Source organism: Streptomyces sp. NPDC043867 (assembly GCF_056435845.1).
Genome location: NZ_JBWKDS010000011.1, coordinates 69,728 through 90,350 on the forward strand (window position 1 = coordinate 69,728; position 20,623 = coordinate 90,350).

20 protein-coding genes are annotated in these 20,623 nt (G+C 71.1%); 4 read left to right on the forward strand and 16 right to left on the reverse strand.

Annotated features, from left to right (window positions below; genetic code table 11):
• Positions 1-421 precede the first annotated feature (421 nt).
• Positions 422-1,750 (reverse strand): class I SAM-dependent RNA methyltransferase, encoded by a 1,329-nt coding sequence (locus AC069T_RS13575; protein ID WP_478782891.1) that lies wholly within the window; start codon positions 1,748-1,750, stop codon positions 422-424.
• A 92-nt stretch (positions 1,751-1,842) separates the two neighbouring features.
• Positions 1,843-3,894: an APC family permease gene (locus AC069T_RS13580; RefSeq protein WP_478782892.1), complete on the reverse strand. Its 2,052-nt coding sequence runs from the start codon at positions 3,892-3,894 to the stop codon at positions 1,843-1,845.
• A gap of 378 nt (positions 3,895-4,272) precedes the next feature.
• Here AC069T_RS13580 and AC069T_RS13585 point away from each other — a divergent pair, with 378 nt between their 5' ends.
• Both AC069T_RS13585 and AC069T_RS13590 read left to right on the forward strand, forming a co-directional pair.
• Positions 4,273-4,944 carry a potassium channel family protein gene (locus AC069T_RS13585; protein WP_478782992.1) on the forward strand — a complete coding sequence of 224 codons (672 nt, stop codon included), beginning with the start codon at positions 4,273-4,275 and terminating at the stop codon, positions 4,942-4,944.
• Complete coding sequence (locus AC069T_RS13590; protein ID WP_358853058.1) at positions 4,944-5,621, forward strand: potassium channel family protein; 678 nt, start codon at positions 4,944-4,946, stop codon at positions 5,619-5,621. The genes AC069T_RS13585 and AC069T_RS13590 overlap by 1 nt, the downstream gene beginning before the upstream one ends.
• Positions 5,622-5,910: 289 nt before the next feature.
• On the opposite strand, the gene AC069T_RS13595 is transcribed toward AC069T_RS13590, so the two are convergent.
• The 8 genes from AC069T_RS13595 to AC069T_RS13630 all read right to left on the reverse strand — a co-directional run bounded on the left by AC069T_RS13595 (position 5,911) and on the right by AC069T_RS13630 (position 13,780).
• Positions 5,911-6,627, reverse strand: coding sequence for a DUF3159 domain-containing protein (locus tag AC069T_RS13595; protein WP_478782893.1), 717 nt, complete (start codon positions 6,625-6,627; stop codon positions 5,911-5,913).
• Between the two features lie 3 nt (positions 6,628-6,630).
• A complete protein-coding gene (locus tag AC069T_RS13600; RefSeq protein WP_478782894.1) occupies positions 6,631-7,029 on the reverse strand; it encodes an OB-fold nucleic acid binding domain-containing protein in 399 nt (132 codons plus the stop codon).
• A gap of 45 nt (positions 7,030-7,074) precedes the next feature.
• Complete coding sequence (locus AC069T_RS13605) at positions 7,075-7,791, reverse strand: response regulator (protein WP_478782895.1); 717 nt, start codon at positions 7,789-7,791, stop codon at positions 7,075-7,077.
• Complete coding sequence (locus tag AC069T_RS13610) at positions 7,779-10,331, reverse strand: DUF4118 domain-containing protein (RefSeq protein ID WP_478782896.1); 2,553 nt, start codon at positions 10,329-10,331, stop codon at positions 7,779-7,781. Before AC069T_RS13610 ends, AC069T_RS13605 begins: the two co-directional genes overlap by 13 nt.
• A 154-nt stretch (positions 10,332-10,485) precedes the next feature.
• Positions 10,486-11,706, reverse strand: coding sequence for an alginate lyase family protein (locus tag AC069T_RS13615; RefSeq protein WP_478782897.1), 1,221 nt, complete (start codon positions 11,704-11,706; stop codon positions 10,486-10,488).
• Between the two features lie 205 nt (positions 11,707-11,911).
• Positions 11,912-12,673, reverse strand: a complete 762-nt coding sequence (locus AC069T_RS13620; RefSeq protein ID WP_478782898.1) for a DUF3710 domain-containing protein — start codon at positions 12,671-12,673, stop codon at positions 11,912-11,914.
• A 1-nt stretch (position 12,674) separates the two neighbouring features.
• Positions 12,675-13,199 carry a dUTP diphosphatase gene (gene dut / locus AC069T_RS13625; RefSeq protein ID WP_476750102.1) on the reverse strand — a complete coding sequence of 175 codons (525 nt, stop codon included), beginning with the start codon at positions 13,197-13,199 and terminating at the stop codon, positions 12,675-12,677.
• Entirely contained in the window at positions 13,196-13,780 is a 585-nt protein-coding gene (locus AC069T_RS13630) for a PaaI family thioesterase (protein WP_476750103.1), read from the reverse strand. The genes dut and AC069T_RS13630 overlap by 4 nt, the downstream gene beginning before the upstream one ends.
• A gap of 58 nt (positions 13,781-13,838) precedes the next feature.
• On the opposite strand from AC069T_RS13630, the gene AC069T_RS13635 reads away from it, so the two are divergent.
• Positions 13,839-14,303, forward strand: coding sequence for a DUF3093 domain-containing protein (locus AC069T_RS13635; protein ID WP_478782899.1), 465 nt, complete (start codon positions 13,839-13,841; stop codon positions 14,301-14,303).
• Between the two features lie 54 nt (positions 14,304-14,357).
• Here the strand turns inward: AC069T_RS13635 and AC069T_RS13640 are convergent, their stop codons facing one another.
• From AC069T_RS13640 to AC069T_RS13655, 4 genes are all read right to left on the reverse strand, one after another.
• The gene (locus AC069T_RS13640; RefSeq protein WP_478782900.1) at positions 14,358-15,269 is read right to left on the reverse strand and encodes a hypothetical protein; all 912 of its coding nucleotides are present in this window, start codon (positions 15,267-15,269) and stop codon (positions 14,358-14,360) included.
• A gap of 13 nt (positions 15,270-15,282) precedes the next feature.
• Positions 15,283-15,579, reverse strand: a complete 297-nt coding sequence (locus tag AC069T_RS13645; protein ID WP_005481602.1) for a DUF4193 domain-containing protein — start codon at positions 15,577-15,579, stop codon at positions 15,283-15,285.
• A gap of 393 nt (positions 15,580-15,972) precedes the next feature.
• Entirely contained in the window at positions 15,973-17,217 is a 1,245-nt protein-coding gene (locus tag AC069T_RS13650; protein WP_478782993.1) for a sensor histidine kinase, read from the reverse strand.
• The gene (locus tag AC069T_RS13655) at positions 17,217-17,870 is read right to left on the reverse strand and encodes a response regulator transcription factor (RefSeq protein WP_358853048.1); all 654 of its coding nucleotides are present in this window, start codon (positions 17,868-17,870) and stop codon (positions 17,217-17,219) included. The genes AC069T_RS13650 and AC069T_RS13655 overlap by 1 nt, the downstream gene beginning before the upstream one ends.
• A 420-nt stretch (positions 17,871-18,290) precedes the next feature.
• On the opposite strand from AC069T_RS13655, the gene AC069T_RS13660 reads away from it, so the two are divergent.
• Positions 18,291-18,464 (forward strand): hypothetical protein, encoded by a 174-nt coding sequence (locus AC069T_RS13660; RefSeq protein ID WP_476750106.1) that lies wholly within the window; start codon positions 18,291-18,293, stop codon positions 18,462-18,464.
• Positions 18,465-18,583: 119 nt separating this feature from the next.
• On the opposite strand, the gene AC069T_RS13665 is transcribed toward AC069T_RS13660, so the two are convergent.
• Both AC069T_RS13665 and AC069T_RS13670 read right to left on the reverse strand, forming a co-directional pair.
• Positions 18,584-19,396 (reverse strand): inositol monophosphatase family protein, encoded by an 813-nt coding sequence (locus AC069T_RS13665; protein ID WP_478782901.1) that lies wholly within the window; start codon positions 19,394-19,396, stop codon positions 18,584-18,586.
• Positions 19,397-19,404: 8 nt separating this feature from the next.
• The gene (locus tag AC069T_RS13670) at positions 19,405-20,532 is read right to left on the reverse strand and encodes a ferrochelatase (RefSeq protein WP_478782902.1); all 1,128 of its coding nucleotides are present in this window, start codon (positions 20,530-20,532) and stop codon (positions 19,405-19,407) included.
• Positions 20,533-20,623 lie beyond the last annotated feature (91 nt).

Here is a 20,623-nt window from a genome sequence, read left to right on the forward strand (position 1 = left end):
TAGGGTGCGGGCGGGGAGGGAAAGGAGATCAAAAGAGGCCCCCCAACCCCCCCCCCCCCCCCCCCCCCCCCCCCCCCGCTTCATTGGTGCTCCACCGCCGTCCCGTGACAGCCACAACGAAGGGCAACATCAAAACGACATCCCACATCCCCCACTCCGTCCGCCCTGCCTCCGGCAAGACGCACGACTCGGCGGGTTCCCCGACCGCCACGATGCTCCGTACCAGGCTCTCGTTGAGCGCATGAAAGCCGCTCCTGTCCCCGGAGCACCTCGGGAGCGCGGGCGGCCTTCACATGTCTGACACCTTGTCAGAAAATGCGTCAGGCGTGCGTCATACGTGCGTCACGTGCGTCGCTCGTGCGTCAAGATATCGCCCGTAACGCCCACAGCGCACATAATGCACATCAGACGAAACCGCAGGTCAGCGGCCCTTCCCGGCGGGCTCAAGGATCGCGACGCACTCGACATGATGGGTCATCGGAAACAGATCGAACGCCCGCAGCGTCCGCACCCGGTATCCGCCGTCGCGGAAGTACGCCAGGTCCCGGGCCAGTGCCGCCGGGTCGCAGGCCACGTACGCGATCTTGCGGGCGCCCAGGGACGCCAGGTGTTCCACCGTCTTCTTGCCCGCGCCCGCGCGGGGCGGGTCGAGGACGATCAGGTCGACCTCGGTGATGCCCGTACGCGGGAGGACCGACTCGACCTTGCCCTGCTCGATGCGGACCCGCTCGAAGCCGGCGAGGTTGTGCCGGGCGTCCTCCACCGCGCGCTTGCCGGACTCGATGCCGAGGACCGCGCCCTTGTCGCCGAGGCGGTCGGCGAGCGCCCCCGCGAAGAGGCCTACACCGCAGTACAGGTCGAGCGCCATGTCGCCCTTGCGCGGCAGCAGGCCCTGCATGACGGCCTTGACGAGGGTGTCCGCGGCCTTCGGGTGGACCTGCCAGAAACCGCCGCTGCCGACCCGGTAGGTCCGGTCGTCCGCGCGCTCGCGCACGAAGGCGCGGCCGTGCACCCGGTGGATGCCGCCGTCGTGCTCCTCGACCCGCATCACCGAGACGGGCCGGTCGAGCTCCACGAGGGGCAGCCGGGCGCCGGGCCGGGGCTCCAGGATCACCATGCGGTCCTGCGACCCCGTCGCGGCGATGGCCTCGACGGACTCCATGCCGGACCAGTCGCGCTGTTCGATCCCCAGCTCGCTCACGCCGTCCGCGGCGATCATGCAGTGCTCGATCGGTTCGACCTCGTGCGAGCGGTGGCGGCGCAGCCCGGCGTTGCCGTCCGGGTCCACCGCGTACTGCACGCGCGTGCGCCACGAGGGCACCTCGCCGGGCGGCAGCTTGTCGCCCTCGGCGGGCATCACCGTGCCGTCCCAGCCCGCCTCCTCGGGCGTGAGGCCCGCGAGCCGCTGCAACTGCTCGGCGACGACCTCACCCTTGAGCCGTCGCTGGGCGCCCGGCTTCGCGTGCTGCCAGTCGCAGCCGCCGCAGCGGCCGGGGCCCGCGTACGGGCAGGGCGCCTCGACGCGGTCCTTGGACGCGTCGAGGATCTCGACGGCGTCGGCGCGCAGGAAGCGGGCGCCCTCCTCGCCCTCGGTCACCCGGGCGCGGACCCGCTCGCCGGGCAGCGTGTGCCGGACGAAGAGGACCTGGCCCTCGGCCGTACGGGCGATGCAGTGCCCGCCGTGGGCGACGGGGCCGATCTCGACCTCGTACTCCTCCCCCACCAGTGACTTCTTCGGTTCTGCCTGCATGGCGGGGTGACTCCAGATGCGAAAAGGGGGAACGGCCGGACAACAGCCCACCAGTCTACGTGGACGTCGCCCGGCCGCTCACCACGAGCCCGTCAGCCCTTCGGCTTGGTGGGTTCCTTCGTCCGCTGCTCGGCCGGACCACGGCGCACCGCGCCCGGCGCGTTCCAGTCCTGGCGCCTGCGGGCCCGCTTCTTCGCGGCCTCGGAGGACTCCAGCTGGTAGGGCACGGAGGTGACCATCACGCCCGGCGTGAACAGCAGCCGGCCCTTGAGGCGCAGGGCGCTCTGGTTGTGCAGCAGGTGCTCGTACCAGTGGCCGACCACGTACTCGGGGATGATCACCGAGACCGCGTCACGCGGGGACTCGCGGCGCAGCCCCTTCACGTACTCGATGACGGGGCGCGTGATCTCGCGGTAGGGCGAGTCGAGGATCTTCAGCGGGACGGTGATGCCGCGGCGTTCCCACTCCGCGCGCAGGGTCTTCGTCTCCGCGGGGTCGACGTTGACGCTGAGCGCCTCGAGGGTGTCGGACCGCATCAGCTTGGCGTAGGCCAGGGCGCGCAGGGTCGGACGGTGGATCTTCGAGATCAGGACGACGGAGTGGACGCGGGAGGGGCGGACACTGTCGTCGGAGGGGCCCTCGGGAGCGGCGATCTCCTCGGCGACCCGGTCGTAGTGCTTGCGGATCGCGCTCATCGTCGCGTAGAAGATCACCATGCCGAGCAGCGCGACCCAGGCGCCGTGCGTGAACTTGGTGACGAGTACGACGACCAGCACGAGGCCGGTGAAGAAGGCGCCGAAGGCGTTGATCGCCCGGGACCTGACCATGCGGCGGCGCTTGTTCTGGTCGCGCTCCGCGGCGAGGTGCCGGTTCCAGTGCCGCACCATGCCGGTCTGGCTGAGCGTGAAGGAGACGAAGACGCCGACGATGTAGAGCTGGATCAGCCGGGTCGAGTCGGCTCCGTAGATGACGACGAGGAGCATGGCCGCGCCGGCGAGGAGCACGATGCCGTTCGAGAAGGCGAGGCGGTCGCCGCGGGTGTGCAGCTGGCGGGGCAGATAGCGGTCCTGCGCGAGGATCGAGCCGAGCAGCGGGAAGCCGTTGTACGCGGTGTTGGCGGCGAGGAAGAGGACCAGCGCGGTGGCCGCCGCGAGCACGATGAACAGGAAGCTGCCCTTGCCGAAGACGGCCTCGGCGACCTGCGAGATCACCGGGTTCTGCACATAGTCGGAGCCGACCGCGACGCCGTTGTTCAGCAGGTCGACGGCCGGGTTCTCGGCCATCCGGACCTTGGTGACCATGGCCAGGGCGATGATCCCGCAGAACATGGTGACGGCGAGCAGACCCATCGCCGCGAGGGTGCTCGCCGCGTTCTTCGACTTGGGCTTGCGGAAGGCCGGGACGCCGTTGGAGATCGCCTCGACTCCGGTGAGCGCGGCACAGCCGGAGGAGAAGGCCCGCAGCAGCAGGAAGACGAGGGCGAAACCGGCGATGCCCTGGTGCTCGGCCTTGATGTGGTAGCCGGCGGTCGGCGCGCGCATGGTGTCGTCCAGGACGAGCCCGCGGAACGCGCCCCACGCGACCATGATGAAGACGCCCGCCACGAAGACGTACGTCGGGATCGCGAAGAGCTTGCCGGACTCCTTCACTCCGCGCAGGTTCATCAGCGTCAGCAGCACGATGACGGCGACCGCGCAGAACACCTTGTGCTCGACCACGAAGGGGACGGCGGAGCCGAGGTTCTCGATGCCGGAGGAGATGGAGACGGCGACGGTGAGGACGTAGTCGACGAGGAGGGCGCTGGCGACGGTGAGGCCCGCCCGGGGACCGAGGTTGGTGTTGGCCACCTCGTAGTCGCCGCCGCCGCTGGGATAGGCGTGCACGTTCTGGCGGTAGGACGCCACGACCGTGAACATGAGCACCACGACGGCGGCCGCGATCCACGGGCTGAAGTGGTAGGCCGACACACCCGCGATGGACAGGACCAGGAGGACTTCTCCGGGTGCGTACGCCACAGAGGAGAGCGGGTCGGAGGCGAAGACGGGGAGTGCGATGCGCTTCGGCAGGAGAGTCTCTCCGAGCCGGTCACTGCGCAGTGCGCGCCCGATCAAGATCCGTTTGGGCACGTCGGTCAGTTTGGACACGCAGAGGATCGTAAGCGTTCGAACGGGCGGCCGCCCACCCGCCACCCGGCATCTGCTCTACGAGTGAAATCGCGGACGTTTTCCGCTGCGGATTCCGCAGTCCACAAGATCCGCATGCCTATATGACAAAACCCCGTCCCTGTCTGCTTCTGGAGGTTCCATGCATACGACCGCGGAGCTCATCGGCGCCGCCGCCGGACTGGTCGGCCTCGGAATCCTGACTCTTGTCAGCGTGCGCAGCATCGGCCGCCGCTGAGCGGGGAAAACCGCAGACGACGTGCACAGGGGTGCCCTCCGCGCACCGCGCGTGTGTAGCTTGGGCGGCGGTCTGAGACCCTTTCCACCTGAGCCGTGACCATTGACTTCGGAAGGACGGTCGTGCACATCGTCATCATGGGCTGCGGAAGAGTGGGATCCGCTCTTGCCCAGACCCTGGAGCAACAGGGGCACACGGTCGCCGTGATCGACCAGGACCCCACCGCCTTCCGACGACTGGGCTCCGGGTTCGGCGGACGCCGGGTCACCGGGGTCGGCTTCGATCAGGACACGCTGCGCGAAGCGGGCATCGAGGAGGCCGGCGCCTTCGCCGCCGTCTCCAGCGGTGACAACTCGAACATCATCGCCGCCCGGGTGGCCCGCGAGATGTTCGGCATCGAGAACGTCGCGGCCCGTATCTACGACCCCCGCCGCGCCGAGGTCTACCAGCGCCTCGGCATTCCGACCGTCGCGACCGTCCGCTGGACGGCCGACCAGATGCTGCGCCGGCTCCTGCCCTCGGGCGCGGAGCCGCTGTGGCGCGACCCCACCGGCGGGGTGCAGCTCGCCGAGGTGCACGCCTCCGCCGCCTGGGTGGGCCACAAGATCAGTCGGCTCCAGGACGAGACCGGTGTCCGCGTCGCCTTCCTCACCCGGCTCGGCGAGGCGATGCTGCCGTCCTCGCAGACGGTGTTGCAGGAAGGCGACCTGGTACACGTGATGATGCGTACGGACGACGTCGAGAAGGTCGAGGCGGCGTTCGCCGAGGGCCCTGAAGAGGAGACCGGTCACTGATGAGGGTCGCCATTGCCGGTGCCGGCGCCGTGGGCCGCTCGATCGCGGGCGAGCTCCTGGAGAACGGTCACGAGATCCTGCTGATCGACAAGGCGCCGACCGCCATCTCGGTCGAGCGCGTCCCGCAGGCGGAGTGGCTGCTGGCCGACGCCTGCGAGATCACCTCCCTGGACGAGGCCGCGCTCCAGCGCTGCAACGTGGTCATCGCGGCCACGGGTGACGACAAGGTCAACCTGGTCGTCTCCCTCCTCGCGAAGACCGAGTACGGCGTCCCGAGGGTCGTGGCCCGCGTCAACAACCCGAAGAACGAGTGGCTGTTCAACGAGTCGTGGGGCGTGGACGTCGCCGTCTCCACCCCGCGTCTGATGTCGGCCCTCGTCGAGGAGGCCGTCAGCGTCGGCGACCTGGTCCGTCTGCTGCGCTTCAGCCACGGCGACGCCAACCTCGTGGAGCTGACACTGCCGCCGGAGTCTGCCCTGGCCGGTACGCAGGTCGGTGACGTCGAGTGGCCCGAGGACACCTCGCTGGTCACGATCATCCGGGGCACCCGCGTCCTGACCCCGTCCCGGGAGGACTCCCTGGAGGCGGGCGACGAGCTGCTGTTCGTGGCCGCCCAGGCCCGCGAGGAACAGCTGGAGGACCTGTTGTCGGTACGCCGCGAGGACGCGACGAGCTGAGGTCGCTGAGGTCTCCCAGCCCGTCCGGCGTTCGAGGGCGAGGGTGCGGGCCGTTGCGGTGACGCGGGCCGCCCCCGTCAGCGGGGACACGACGAAGGGGGCGCCCGGAGAATTCCGGGCGCCCCCTTCGTGATTCAGTCCATCCGGCGCTGGAGGACGAGGCCGCAGCCCTTTGCGGTGACCGGGCCGCCCTCGCCGGGGGTCCTACTCGGCAGAGCCAGGAGTCCTGCCCGGCGGACCAGGAGTTCTGTCCGGCGGACCAGGAGTTCTGTCCGGCGGACCGGGAGTCCTACTCGGCAGAGCGGTCGGCGTCCCTGGCGCGTTCCGCCTGCTCCTCCGCCTCCATCTCCGCGAACACGTCGATCGGCGCGGGCGCCTTGGCCAGGAAGACCCAGGTGAGCCAGACGGCGAGGAGGAAGGGCGGGATCTTCAGGGCGACCAGGACCCAGCCGAGCTGGGTGGTGTCGGCCCACCAGTACAGCGGGAAGAGCACGGCGCACTTGGCGAGGAGAATCAGACCCCACGCCCAGCTGGCCTTCGCGTACGCCTTCTTGCGGCCGGGGTTGCGCTTGCGCCAGGAGAGGTTCTCCTTGAAGACCGGGCCGAGGATCAGTCCGATCAGCGGGACGCCGCACAGGGTCGTGATGATGTACGCCAGCGCCAGGCCGAGCGTGTAGAGCATGCCCGGCAGGTAGAAGTCCTTGGCGTTGCCCGTCATCATCGCGAAGACCACGCCGAACGCGACGCCGAAGACACCGCTGAAGGCGTGCTTGACCGTGTCCTTCGTGACCAGGCGGACCACGACGAGCAGCAGGGACACCGCGAGGGCGGCGATCGCCGACCAGTGCAGGTCCTTGGTGAGCGTGAAGATGCTGACGAAGAGCAGGCCGGGCAGGACCGTCTCGACCATGCCCCGCACGCCGCCGAACGCCTCGAAGAGCGCGGCCTCGGTCACCGCCCTGGAATCCTGCTGGGCGTCTTCGGTCGGCTTGTCGAGCGACGTCACCGGCTACTCCCGTCCGAGCGGTCTGAGTTCGTACTTCGGGTTGAACAGCACCCTACGGCCCCGGCTCAGGGAGATCCGGCCCGAAGCGATGAGTTTGCGTCCCGGCTCTATGCCCACGATGGAGCGCCGGCCGAGCCACACCACGTCCAGCGCGGCCGAGCCGTCGAACAGCTCGGCCTCCAGGGCCGGGACGCCGGCCCGCGGCCGCAGCGTGACCGTGCGCAAGGTACCAGTAACCGTGACGATCTGCCGGTCCTGGCAGTCGCCGATGCGCGTGCATCCGGTGGTGTCGGTGTCCTCCCGCAGCTCCTCGGACTCCAGGTCCTGCTGGGAGGAGGAGAGCCGGTCGAGCATGCGCCGGAACCGGCCCACCGGCTTGTCGGAACGGGGAACAGCACTCATACCGAAAGCGTACCGGGGGCGCCGGGAGCCACGTACCCGCACGGGTCAGCGTTCGAACCGGTAGCCCATGCCCGGTTCCGTGACGAAGTGCCGCGGGTGCGCGGGGTCCGGCTCCAGCTTCCGCCGCAGCTGGGCCATGTAGACCCGCAGGTAGTTCGTCTCGGTGCCGTAGGAGGGCCCCCACACCTCCTGGAGCAGCTGTTTCTGCCCGACCAGGTGGCCGGGGTGACGCACCAGGACCTCCAGCAGGTGCCACTCGGTGGGGGTCAGGCGTACGTCGTGGCCGGCGCGGCGCACCTTCTTGGCGGCGAGGTCGACGGTGAAGGCGTCCGTCTCGACGATCACGTCGCTCTCGCCGGGCCCGGCCGGCTCGGCCCGGCGGACGGCCGCGCGCAGCCGGGCGAGGAGTTCGTCCATGCCGAAGGGCTTGGTGACGTAGTCGTCCGCGCCGGCGTCGAGGGCCTCGACCTTCTCGTCCGAGGAGTGGCGGGCGGAGAGCACCAGGATCGGCACGCGGGTCCAGCCGCGCAGGCCCCTGATCACGTCGACGCCGTCCATGTCGGGCAGCCCGAGGTCGAGCACGACGACGTCCGGGGGCCGGGCGGCGGCGAGTTCCAGCGCGGTGGCACCGTCGGGGGCCGCGTCGACCTCGTACTTGCGTGCCCTGAGGTTGATCACGAGGGCACGGGTGATCTGCGGTTCGTCGTCGACCACGAGCACCCTCGTGGGGGTGCGGGCGTCCGTCCCGGTCAGGCGCCGCATGGGGCCCGCCTTTCTGCTGTCTCGGTGGCCCCGCCGGACCGGTTGCCCACGGCCCGGAGCGTGAGCACCATGGTGAGTCCGCCGCCGGGGGTGTCCTCGGCGTCGAGGGTGCCGCCGACGGCCTCGGCGAAGCCGCGGGCGACCGCGAGGCCGAGTCCCACCCCGGCGCCGCGCGGGGCGTCGCCGTAGCGCTGGAAGGGCGCGAAGATGCGTTCCTTGGCCTCGTCCGGGACTCCGGGGCCGCGGTCCACGACGCGGAGTTCGACCCGGTCCGCGAGGGCGCTGGCGAGGACCAGCACCGGTTCGCCGGGAGGGCTGTACTTGACGGCGTTCTCCACGAGGTTGGCGACCGAGCGCTCCAGCAGTCCCGCGTCGACGGCGACCATCGGCAGCGTCTCCGGGATGTCCAGCCGCACGCTGTCCTCGGGCACGCCGACGAGCGCCATCGGAACGACCTCGTCGAGGTCGATCTCGCGGATCAGCGGGGTGACGGTGCCGGTCTGGAGGCGGGACATGTCCAGCAGGTTGCCCACCAGGTGGTCGAGGCGGTCGGCGCCGTCCTCGATGCCCTCCAGCAGCTCCGCCCGGTCCTGCTCGGACCATTCCACCTCGTCGGAGCGCAGGGACGAGACGGACGCCTTGATCCCGGCCAGCGGGGTGCGCAGATCGTGGCTGACGGCGGCGAGCAGGGCGGTGCGGATGCGGTTGCCCTCGGCGAGCGCGCGGGCCCGGTCGGCCTCGGACCGGAGGCGGCGGCGGTCCAGGACCACTGCGGCCTGCGCGGCGAAGGCGGCGAGCACCCGCCGGTCCTCCGCCGGCAGGACCCGCCCCGACAGGGCGAGCGCCAGGTGGGCGCTGACCGGCACGTCCACGTCCGCGTCCTCGGGGCGCTCCGGGGGGCGGGGCCCGGCACTGCCGGCACAGGTCCACGGGTCGACGTCGCTCGTACGTTCCAGCAGTGCCGCCGACCGCATGCCGAAGGTCTCCCTGACCCGCTCCAGGAGTGCCTCGAGGCTGGTCTCGCCGCGCAGCACACTGCCGGCGAGGAAGGAGAGTATCTCCGACTCGGCACGCAGCCGGGCCGCCTGGTGGGTCCGCCGGGCCGCGAGGTCGACCACCGAGGCCACCGCGACGGCGACGCCGAAGAAGACCGCGATGGCGAGGATGTTCTTGGGGTCCGAGACGGTGAAGCGGTGCAGGGGCGGGGCGAAGTAGTAGTTCAGCAGCAGGGAGCCTACGGCGGCGGAGGCCAGGGCCGGCAGCAGTCCGCCGAGCAGGGCCGCGGTCACCGTCAGCGACAGGAACAGCAGCATGTCGTTGGCGATGCCGAGATCGGTGGCGGTGTGGGTGAGCGCCAGCGCCAGCAGGGCCGGTCCCGCCAGACCCGTCAGCCATCCCCCGACGATCCGGGAGCCACCGAGCCGGGCGCTCCGGGCGACCGGCAGGCCGCGTCCCCTGGCGGCCTCCTCGTGGGTGACGATGTGCACGTCGAGGTCGGGGCCCGACTCCCGGGCGACCGTGGCGCCGACGCCGGGTCCGAAGACGTACTGCCAGGCCTTGCGGCGCGAGGAACCGAGCACGATCTGAGTGGCGTTGGCGCCGCGGGCGAAGGCGAGCAGCGCGGCCGGCACGTCGTCGCCGACGACGTGGTGGAAGGTGCCGCCCAGGTCCTCCACGAGGGTGCGCTGGACGGCCAGCTCCTTCGGGGAGGCGGAGGTCAGGCCGTCGCTGCGGGCGATGTAGACGGCCAGCACCTCGCCGCCCGCGCCCTTCTCCGCGAGGCGGGCCGCCCGGCGGATGAGCGTCCGCCCCTCGGGTCCGCCGGTCAGCCCGACCACGATCCGCTCCCGGGAACCCCAGATCGCCGAGACCCGGTGCTCGTTGCGGTACTCGGTCAGGCGGGCGTCGACCCGGTCCGCGACCCACAGCAGCGCCAGCTCGCGCAGCGCGGTCAGGTTGCCCGGGCGGAAGTGGTGCGAGAGGGCGGCGTCGATCTTCTCGGGCTTGTACACGTTGCCGTGGGCCATCCGGCGGCGCAGTGCCTGCGGGTCCATGTCGACCAGCTCGATCTGGTCGGCCCGTCGCACGACCTCGTCCGGGACGGTCTCGCGCTGCCGCACCCCGGTGATCGACTCGACGACGTCGCCGAGGGACTCCAGGTGCTGGATGTTGACGGTGGAGATGACGTCGATGCCGGCGGCCAGCAGTTCCTCGACGTCCTGCCAGCGCTTGACGTTGCGCGAGCCGGGGACGTTCGTGTGGGCCAGCTCGTCCACCAGGGCGACGGCGGGGGCGCGCTCCAGGACGGCGTCCACGTCCATTTCGGTGAACCGGGAGCCGCGGTGGTCGAGCTGTCTGCGCGGCACCTGTTCGAGGCCGCGGAGCATGGCCTCCGTGCGCGGCCGGTCGTGGTGCTCCACGAAGGCGACGACGCAGTCGGTGCCCCGCTCGGCCCTGCGGTGCGCCTCGGCGAGCATCGCGTACGTCTTGCCGACGCCCGGTGCCGCACCGAGGTGGATCCGAAGCTTGCCGCGTCCCATGGCCCCATTGTCTTCCCGTGCCGGCGATGTCCGCCCCGTCGACCTTACGGCCGCGGGATCCGGCGAAAGGGGTGGTGGGCGCCGTGCGGGACGACTTTGACGCAACCCTGACGGCCGGGCGTACGGCGCTCACCGCACGCCCGGCCGGGCAGGGTCAGTTCGGGTTGTTCCCGTGGGTGAGCGTCTCCCATGCCACGAAGAGGTTGTTGCTGCCGGCCGGGCGGTTCTGCTCGGTCAGCCGCTGGGTGTTGGTCATCGCGATGCCGAGCCGGTTGTGCAGGGCGTTGTACCCGACCTCGGTGACCGGTCCGAGCCCGAGGGTGAGGGAGCCGCCGCACAGCCAGCTCGGTGCCGCTTCGCCCAGCTGGTACCTGGACTGGAAGCCGAGGGCCTGCCGCAGCCGTTCCCCGACGTCGGTGGAGTAGAGGTCGGCGCCCTGGATGCGGCTGGTCTCGGCGATGTGCCCGATGGCGGAGATGCCGTACCCGGTGTGCGTGAAGTCGCGGCAGGTCTCCTGGGTGAGGCCGGTGACGAAGGTGGACTGGCCCTGCCAGTAGTTGACGATCTTCGCCGTGGTGTCGAGGTTCTGGCTCGGCACGGTCTTCGGCACGGAGCCGTCGGAGGCCAGGTAGATGTACGCGGCCGTGCGCGTGCGGAACTTCGCCATGGCCTTGTCGTAGGACGTCCTGTCCTCCAGGAAGACGGAGATGCCGACTGCGGCCTCCATCATCGACAGTTCCCAGTTGCCGTTGGAGTTGGAGCCGTTGATGACCTCGGGCAGGTAGACGTCGCGCAGCATCGTCGCGAAGCGCCCGGAGTTCGCCCACGTCCCGGTGTACGTGTACTTGATGATCTCGGCGGCCCTGGGCCACGAGGAGCCCGCCCAGCCGGTCTGCAGGGGCGCGTTGCTGTTGGTGTGGTCCTTGATCGTGGCCGACCAGGCGTCCATCAGCTCGATGGACTTCTTCGCGTACCGCTCGTCGCGGGTGATGTACCAGGCGAGGGCGTCCGTGTACGCGGCCATCGCGTCCTCGCGCTCGTCGCTGCAGCCGTAGTTGGGATTGGAGTACGAGCCGCACTCGACGGTCGCGCGGGGCTTGGCGGTGCGGGTCAGTGAGGCGTACCTGCTCGCCATCATCTGGTCGTAGGCGCTCTTCCAGGGCTGGGCGCCCGCGTTGACCTGGGTGCGGGCGAAGTCCAGCTGGCCGCGGGAGACGGTGACTCCGGGGTGCGCGAAGGCCGCCGGGGCGGCCTCGGCGGTCTGCGCGGCCGGCCAGGCGAGGAAGCCGCCGACCAGGGTGGTGGTCACGGCGGCGACGGTGGCGAGCAGGGCGGGACGCCGTCTGCGGCGGTGCGGGGTGGGGGTGTCGGGCATGTGGGGGGCCATCCGTTCTCGTATGTGAACGATGGGCGCGTCGTTGAACGCAACCGATGGCCGGGACCCTAGGTATGGACCAACTGCCCGTCAAGAGGCCGGACATGAGAACGCCGGACACGAGAACAAGGAGCCGGACACGAGAAAGGGCCGCATCCCGTCAGGGATACGGCCCGATCCACGTCCGGAGGCGTGCGCGGCGCGGTCAGCGCACCTCGGTGATCTCCGGTCCGCGCTGCAGCTGGCCCATGCCGCCGGAGAAGCGGGATCCGGCCTGGTCCTCCTGCTGAACGCCCTCGGGGACCATCTGCGCGTCGTTCGGCAGCTTCAGGACGATGGGGTCGCGCGGGGCCATCGGGCCCTCACCGCGGACGACCACCGTGTCCCGGAAGATCTGCTCGAGCAGGCCCGCGGCCTGCGGCTGCACCGCGCCCTGCCCGGAGATCACTCCGCGCAGGAACCAGCGGGGGCCGTCCACACCGACGAACCGGACGACCTGGAAACCGCCCGTGCCGTCGGGCAGCTGCACCGGCACCTGAGCCCGCAGCTCCCAGCCCAGGGGGCCCTCGACCTCGTCGATGACACCGCCCTGCTGCGTGATGCCCGAGGCGATCTCCTCGCGGACCTCGCCCCAGATGCCCTCGCGCTTGGGAGCGGCGAAGGCCTGCAGCTGGATCGCGCTGTCCTTGAGGACGACGGTGGCCGCGACGATCGCGTCGCCCGCGACCTCGACGCGCAGCTCCATGCCGTCGACCCCGGGTACGAAGAGACCGCCCAGGTCCACCCGACCCTCGGCCGGGTCCCGCACCTCGGAGTCGTCCCAGGGGCCGTCGGGACGCGGTTCCGGCTCCAGCCTCACGCGCTCCCGCTCCGCCTCGTCCGCCTCAGTGCCGACAGCGTCGACGACCTGCTCGGCCTCGCCCGCCGCGTCCTCGGCGGCACTGCCCTTCTTGCGACGTCCGAACACGTCACTGTCCTTCCCGGTCGGATACGACCGAAGCGTATCGATTCCCACCCGCCCCGCCGCCCACGGCGGCATGACCGCCGGTGGACCCGAAGCCCCCTGCGGCCCGCTCCGAGTCGGGAAGCTCCGCGACCTCCCGGAAGCGGACCTTCTCGACCTGCTGGACGACCAGTTGGGCAATCCGGTCGAAGCGCTCGAACCGCACGGACTCGTACGGGTCGAGATTCACCACGATCACCTTGATCTCCCCACGGTACCCGGCATCCACCGTCCCCGGGGCATTCACGAGGGCGACACCGCAGCGGGCGGCGAGGCCGGAACGCGGGTGCACGAAGGCCGCGTACCCCTCCGGGAGCGCGACAGACACCCCGGTGGGCAGAACGGCTCGTTCCCCCGGCTTCAGCTCACGGCTCTCGGTGGTCCGCAGATCCGCTCCCGCGTCACCGGGCTGCGCGTACGCGGGCAGCGGTACGTCCGGGTCGACGCGCCGGATGAGCACGTCCAGTTCTGGACGGGGTGCACGGTTCACGGGTTCACCTCGAAGGCGCGGGTGCGCCGGATCTGGTCGGGGTCGTCCATGGCCGCCCGGATCTCCTCGGGCCTGCCGTGATCGATGAAGTGGTCGACCTTCACCTCGATGAAGAGGGCGTCCGCGCGGACGGCGACCGGCCCCTCGGGCCCGCCGATCCGTCCGGTGGCGGTCGAGTAGATCTTGCGGCCCGCAACGGCGACGACCTCGGCCTCGAGGTGCAGGACGGTGTCCACGGGCACGGGCCGTACGAAGTCGGTCTCCAGCCGGCCGGTGACCGCGATGGTGCGCAGCAGCCAGTTCAGCGAACCGAGTGTCTCGTCGAGCGCGGTGGCCAGTACGCCGCCGTGGGCGAGGCCCGGGGCGCCCTGGTGGGCCGGGCGCACGGTGAACTCGGCCGTGATCCGCACCCCCTCCCCCGCGCGGGCTTCGAGGTGCAGCCCGTGGGCCTGCTTCTCACCGCACCCGAAACAGTGTCCGTAGTGCGCGCCGAGGAGCTCGCCGGGGGCGGGCGCGTCGGGGTGCCGCACCGGTGCGACGGCGTCGGCGGGGGGCCTCAGAGCTGCGGAAGTACCACTCACAGGCGCAGACCTTACCCGCGCGTCGGGCCACGGCCGACACCGTGCCAAGCTTGGTTTCATGCAGCCTTCCGCCTCGCCGTACGAAGAACGCCTCACCGCGCCCCGCAGCTGGTGGCTGATCTGCCTGATGGTCGGCGTCGCGATGGCGCTGATCCTGCTGCCGTTCGGCACCCTGCCGCTGCTCGGCGGACTCGTCGGCGGCACCGCGGTCTCGGCGGTCATGGCGAGCTCGTACGGCTCGGTCCGCATCCGGGTGGTGGGCGACTCCCTCATCGCGGGCGAGGCGAAGATCCCGGTCGCGGCGCTCGGCGAGGCCGAGGTGCTGGACCCGGAGGAGACCCGGGCCTGGCGCACCCACAAGGCGGACACCCGCGCCTTCATGCTCCTGCGGGCGTACATCCCGCGGGCGCTGCGGGTGGTGGTGACCGATCCGCAGGACCCGACGCCGTACCTGTACCTGTCGACGCGGGAGCCGGAGCGGCTCGCGGCGGCGCTGGAGGCGGCCCGGGCGACGGCCCGGTAGGTCCCGCGGCCCCGGCCGCCCGCCCGGGAGTGCCCTCGCGTGTCCGCGGGGGTCTCAGCGGCCCGGTTCCTCGGGGAACTCGCCCGGGAGCAGGGGTTCCGCCGGCTGTTCCAGCGGTGGAAGTTCCGGCAGGGCGTCCCACGGCACCTGGGCCTTGCGCAGGTCCTTGCGGATGCGTTCCGCGACGCGCTTGGTGTCCCGGCGGTTCATGACCGCTCCGACCGCGGCTCCCACCATGAAGGGCAGCAGGTTCGGCAGGTCGCGGACCATGCGCTTCATGATCTGCTGGCGCAGCTCGCGCTTCATCTGGCCGCCCAGTGCGGTCTGGACGGTCAGCGGCTTGGTCACGTCGATGCCGCGCTCCCCGGACCACGAGCTCAGGTACGCGGTGCTGCGCTGCTTCAGGTTCCCCGGCGGGCGCAGGCCGTAGACCTCGTGCAGTTCGGCGATCATCTTCAGCTCGATGGCAGCCACGCCGGTGATCTCGGCGGCCAGCTCGGTGGGCATCGCGGGGGGTACGGGCATCATGGCGGCCGCGCCGATGCCGGCCCCGACGGTGGAGGTCGCGGCGGCGGCGCCCGCGACGATCTTGTCGGCGAGCTGCTCGGGCCCGAGGCCCGGGAACTGTCTGCGCAGGGCCGCGAGGTCCCGTACGGGGATTCGCGGGGCGATGTCGATGATGCGGTCGGCGAGGAACGCCAGGCCCGCCCTGGCCCGGCTGCCGCCCTTGCGGACGCCTTCCCTCACTCCGTCCCGGACGACCGCGGCGCGTCGCCTGGCGGCGGGCGCAGGGGTCTCCACGGGGGTCGGCAGTCCGCCTGGGGCGGGCGCCGGTTCGAGCGAGGCTGATCCTGCTTCGGATGAGCCCCGCCCGTCGTCACGCACGCTCTCAGAGCCGCTGGACGGCCCGTCGTCCGCTTCCGTCCTGCGGAAGCGGCGCTTCCAAGGTGGGGTCGAGCCAGTCACGGCCGACCCTGCCTCAGTCGCAGTCGCGGCAGATCGGCTGGCCGTTCTTCTCGCGGGCCAGCTGACTGCGGTGGTGCACCAGGAAGCAGCTCATGCAGGTGAACTCGTCCTGCTGCTTGGGCAGCACCCGGACGGCCAGCTCTTCGTTCGAGAGGTCCGCACCGGGCAGCTCCAGGCCTTCGGCGGCCTCGAACTCGTCGACGTCCACGGCGGACGTCGACTTGTCGTTCCTCCTGGCCTTCAGTTCTTCAAGACTGTCCGAGTCGACGTCGTCGTCGGTCTTGCGTGGGGTGTCGTAATCCGTTGCCATGTCGCTCTCCCCCTCTGGGTGTCTGCGGTGTCTCCAGCGCACGTAACGCGTGAGAGGCCGGACTTGTGCCCGACCCGAGGCGGAGATTTTGCCTCACATCAAGGTCTGTTACTCAATCGACACCCAACCGGACTCCTCAGGAGTGATCGGCTTGGATGGCGATGGGGACCGTACACGGTCCGAATGGCGCACTTCAAAGCGGTCTCACCGTGTACTTCCCGTGATCACGACCTCTGAAAACCCGGATTTTCCCGGCTTTCCGGCGGTCCGCGTGATCACGGAGAGTATATGGCCAGAAAATCATTCTTGTGATCGATCACACACGGGGCTCCTGGGCGGACGGCCCGGGAATTCCGCGCAGAGCGAACAACGTCGTGTGTCGGCGACATGGTCTCAGATCGGCAGGGTGACCCGCATCACGAGCCCACCTCCCTCCCGGGGCTCGGCGTAGATGTGCCCGCCATGCGCGCGGGCCACGGACCGCGCGATGGACAGACCGAGGCCGACGCCCTTGTCGCTGCCGGTGCGCTCCATGCGCAGCCGCCGGAAGGGCTCGAAGAGGTTGTCGACCTCGTACGCGGGGACCACGGGCCCCGTGTTCGTCACGACGAGGACCGCCCGGCCGTGCTGCACCTCGGTGGTGACCTCCACCCAGCCGCCCTCGGGCACGTTGTACCGCACGGCGTTCTGGATGAGGTTCAGGGCGATCCGCTCCAGCAGCACGCCGTTGCCCTGGACGACCGCCGGGGCGCGCTCACCGCGGATCTCCACGCCCTTCGCCTCGGCCTCACCCCGCACCTGGTCGGTGGCCTGCGAGGCGACCTCCGCGAGGTTCACCGGCTTGCGCTCGACGATCTGGTTGTCGCTGCGGGCGAGCAGCAGCAGGCCCTCCACGAGCAGCTCACTGCGCTCGTTGGTGGCGAGCAGGGTCTTGCCCAGCTGCTGCAGCTCCACGGGCGCGCCCGGATCGGACAGGTGCACCTCCAGGAGCGTGCGGTTGATCGCGAGAGGGGTGCGCAGCTCGTGCGAAGCGTTGCCGACGAACCGCTGCTGGGCCGTGAAGGCCCGCTGCAGCCGCTCCAGCATGTCGTCGAAGGTGTCGGCCAGCTCCTTCAGCTCGTCGTCCGGACCGTCCAGCTCGATGCGCCGGGACAGGTCCGAGCCCGCCACCGCGCGTGCGGTGCGGGTGATCCGGCCGAGCGGCGACAGGACCCGCCCGGCCATGGCGTAGCCGAAGGCGAAGGCGATCACGGCGAGACCGAGCAGGGCGAGCAGCGAGCGGCTGAGCAGTCCGTCGAGCGCGTGCTGGCGCCGGACGGCGGTGCACTCCTTGAGCATCGCGTTCAGCTCGTCGATGCTGCCGGCACCGCTCAGCTGCGGACAGTTGCCGCTGGCCAGTTCGAGGTTGGTGCCGGACACCTTGAAGTCCATGCCACTGCCCTCGTGCAGCGCCTGCGCCGCGAGGAGGTAGATGATCGACAGCAGCAGGATGCCGGCGATCAGGAACATCCCGCCGTACAGCAGCGTGAGCCGTATGCGGATGGTGGGCCGCAGCCACGGGAACGGTGCCTGTGGCTTCCTGGGGTCCCAGGTGGGCTTGGGGGGCGCCGTCGGCGGCGCGGGTGCGGTCACGAGGATCAGATCCGGTAGCCCGAGCCGGGGACCGTGACGATCACCGCGGGCTCGCCGAGCTTGCGCCGCAGCGTCATCACGGTCACCCGGACGACATTGGTGAACGGGTCCGTGTTCTCGTCCCAGGCCTTCTCCAGGAGCTGCTCGGCGGAGACGACGGCGCCCTCGCTGCGCAGCAGCACCTCCAGGACGGCGAACTCCTTGGGCGCCAGCTGGACCTCCTTGCCGTCGCGGAAGACCTCACGGCGGTTGGGGTCCAGCTTGATGCCGGCGCGCTCCAGGACGGGCGGCAGCGGCATGCTCGTACGCCGTCCGAGGGCCCGCACGCGCGCGGTGAGCTCGCTGAAGGCGAAGGGCTTCGGGAGGTAGTCGTCGGCGCCGATCTCCAGGCCCTCGACCCGGTCGCTGACGTCGCCGGACGCGGTGAGCATCAGCACGCGCGTGGGCATGCCGAGTTCGACGATCTTGCGGCAGACGTCGTCGCCGTGCACGAGCGGGAGGTCGCGGTCCAGGACCACCACGTCGTAGTCGTTGACGCCGATGCGCTCCAGGGCGGCCGCTCCGTCGTACACGACGTCGACGGCCATGGCCTCCCGGCGCAGTCCGGTGGCCACCGCATCGGCGAGCAGCTGCTCGTCCTCGACGACGAGTACGCGCACGTCGCTTGTCCTTCCTCTGTCCGCCCGCGCAGCGCCGTACAGGCGCCCGAGGGCAGGGTCTGACGGGGGTCCCCCGCCCGGGCACAGCCGAGATCGGGGGCTGGGGCATCCATCCTGCCCTTTTCGGCCATAAGTCGGCTGTAAGGCGGGTGGGGGCCCGGGAGTGCAGGATTTTCTCCCGCGGTTGAGGTTTCCGCGGAAGAGAGCGCGGGGAGGACGGCTTTACACCCCGCGATCACGCTCTGCTTGTGGCACGCCATCTCGTGGTTGTCCAACCGCTTCCGCAGAGCGGGCGTGGGTGTCCGGCACCGTCGCCGCCCGGCTGGGTAGCGCTGGGCACCCGTATGGAGACGTGATCGCCCCTTCCGAATGGCACACCCCCGTGCCACCGGCCCACGACCCAGGACGAGGGGGCGCAGCATGGACGCATTCACCGCAGGGCTTCTGCAGCGCATAAAGGCGACCGAGTCCGACCTGACGCGGGCTCGCGAGACAGGCGACGACTTCCTCGCGGAGGTCGAGCAGGGAGAGCTGGACGACCTGCGCCGCCTGGCGGCCGAGCACGGCGTGCAGGTCGGCGTCGCGCACGTCTGACCGGATCGCACGAGGAGCGGGGCCCCGGCATCGATCCAGTGCCGGGGCCCCGCTTCGCGTTCGCGCATACGCGGTCGTGCGCCTCCCGCGCCTCCCCCAAGAGGGGCGGCACTCCTCGGCTAGTCGTGCCAGGCGCCGAGGTCCTCGAGGCGGGTCTGGAGGGCCTCGAAGAGGCCGGGCGGGGCCGCGACGGTCAGCTCGGTCGAGAGGGGCTCCCCGGGGCGGCCACCGGTCAGCGCGCCCGCCTCGCGGGCGATCAGGTCGCCCGCCGCGTAGTCCCAGGGGTTCAGCCCGCGCTCGTAGTACGCGTCGAGGCGGCCCGTCGCCACGTCGCACAGGTCGATCGCGGCCGAGCCGCCCCGGCGGATGTCCCGCACCTCGGGGACCAGCTCCCGCAGGACCTCCGCCTGCCTGGCCCGGCGCTCGGCGAGGTAGCCGAAGCCGGTGCCGACCAGGGCCAGCCCGAAGGACGGCGCGGGCCGCACACGCGCGGGCCGGTCGTTCACGAACGCGCCCTGGCCGAGCACCGCGCGGCAGGTCTCGCCCCGCACGGGCGCGTGGACCACGCCGACGAGGGTCTCGCCGTCCTTGCGGGCAGCGATCGAGACGGCCCAACTGGGCAGGCCGTACAGATAGTTGACCGTGCCGTCGATCGGGTCGATCACCCACTGGACGCCGCTGGTGCCCTCGACGCTCGCGCCCTCCTCGCCCAGCACGCCGTCGTCCGGTCTGCGCTCGGTGATCAGGGCGGTGATCAGCTTTTCGGAGGCGATGTCCATCTCGGTGACGACGTCGACGGCGCTGGACTTGGTCGCCGCCACCCCGAGGTCGTCGGGGCGGCCGTGGCACAGGAAGTCGCCCGCCCGGTGGGCGGCTTCCAGCGCGAGCTCCAGCAGCTCGCCCTTGAGGCGGTCGTGTGCGGTGTCGGTCACGGTGTTCCTCACGCGTAGGGGCTGTCGGCGCCCGCGGCGGCGGGGCGGGGGGCGCGGGCGGGGCAGCAGCCGACCGGGCACAGGTCGTGGCTCGCGCCCAGTGCGCCGAGGGCGCAGGGAGCCACCTCCCGGCCGTTCTCGGCGGCGGCGCGCTCCAGAACCAGGTCGCGGACGGCCGCGGCGAAGCGGGGGTCGGCGCCCACGGTGGCCGAGCGGCGCACCGGCAGACCCAGCTCCCCGGCCTTGGCCATGGCCTCCGTGTCGAGGTCGTAGAGGACCTCCATGTGGTCCGAGACGAACCCGATGGGGGCCATCACGACGGCCGGGACCCCGGCGCCGTGCAGTTCCTCCAGGTGGTCGCAGATGTCCGGCTCGAGCCACGGGATGTGCGGGGCTCCGGAGCGCGACTGGTAGACCAGCCGCCAGGGGTGCTCGATGCCGGTCTCCTCGCGCACGGCGTCGGCGATCAGCCGCGCGACGTCCAGGTGCTGCCGGACATAGGCACCGCCGTCGCCGTGCCCCTCGGCGGGGCCCGAGGTGTCGGCGGCCGCGTCCGGGATGGAGTGGGTGGTGAAGGCGAGGTGCGCGCCGCCGCGCACGTCCTCGGGCAGCTCGGCGAGGGACTTCAGGACGCCGTCGACCATGGGGCGCACGAAGCCCGGGTGGTTGAAGTAGTGCCGCAGCTTGTCGATCCGCGGCGGTTCGAGCCCCTCGGCACCGAGGGCGGCCATGGCGTCCGCCAGGTTCTCGCGGTACTGCCGGCAGCCCGAGTACGAGGCGTACGCGCTGGTGGCAAGGACGAGGACGCGTCGGCGGTCGTCGGTGACCATCTCGCGCAGGGTGTCCGTCAAGTAGGGAGCCCAGTTGCGGTTGCCCCAGTACACCGGCAGGTCGAGGCCGTGCTCGGCGAAGTCCTCGCGGAGCGCCTCCAGCAGGGCGCGGTTCTGCTCGTTGATCGGACTGACCCCGCCGAACAGGAAGTAGTGCTGCCCCACCTCCTTGAGCCGTTCCTTGGGGATGCCCCGTCCGCGCGTCACGTTCTCCAGGAACGGGACCACGTCGTCCGGGCCCTCCGGGCCGCCGAACGAGAGCAGGAGCAGGGCGTCGTAAGGGGTGGCATCGAGCGCGTCTGGCATGTCTCGATCCTGCCACCCGCCACCGACAACCGGGATCCCGGCCCGCGGAACCCGCATGCGTGAGGGCCGCCCGGCCCCGTAAGCTGTATCA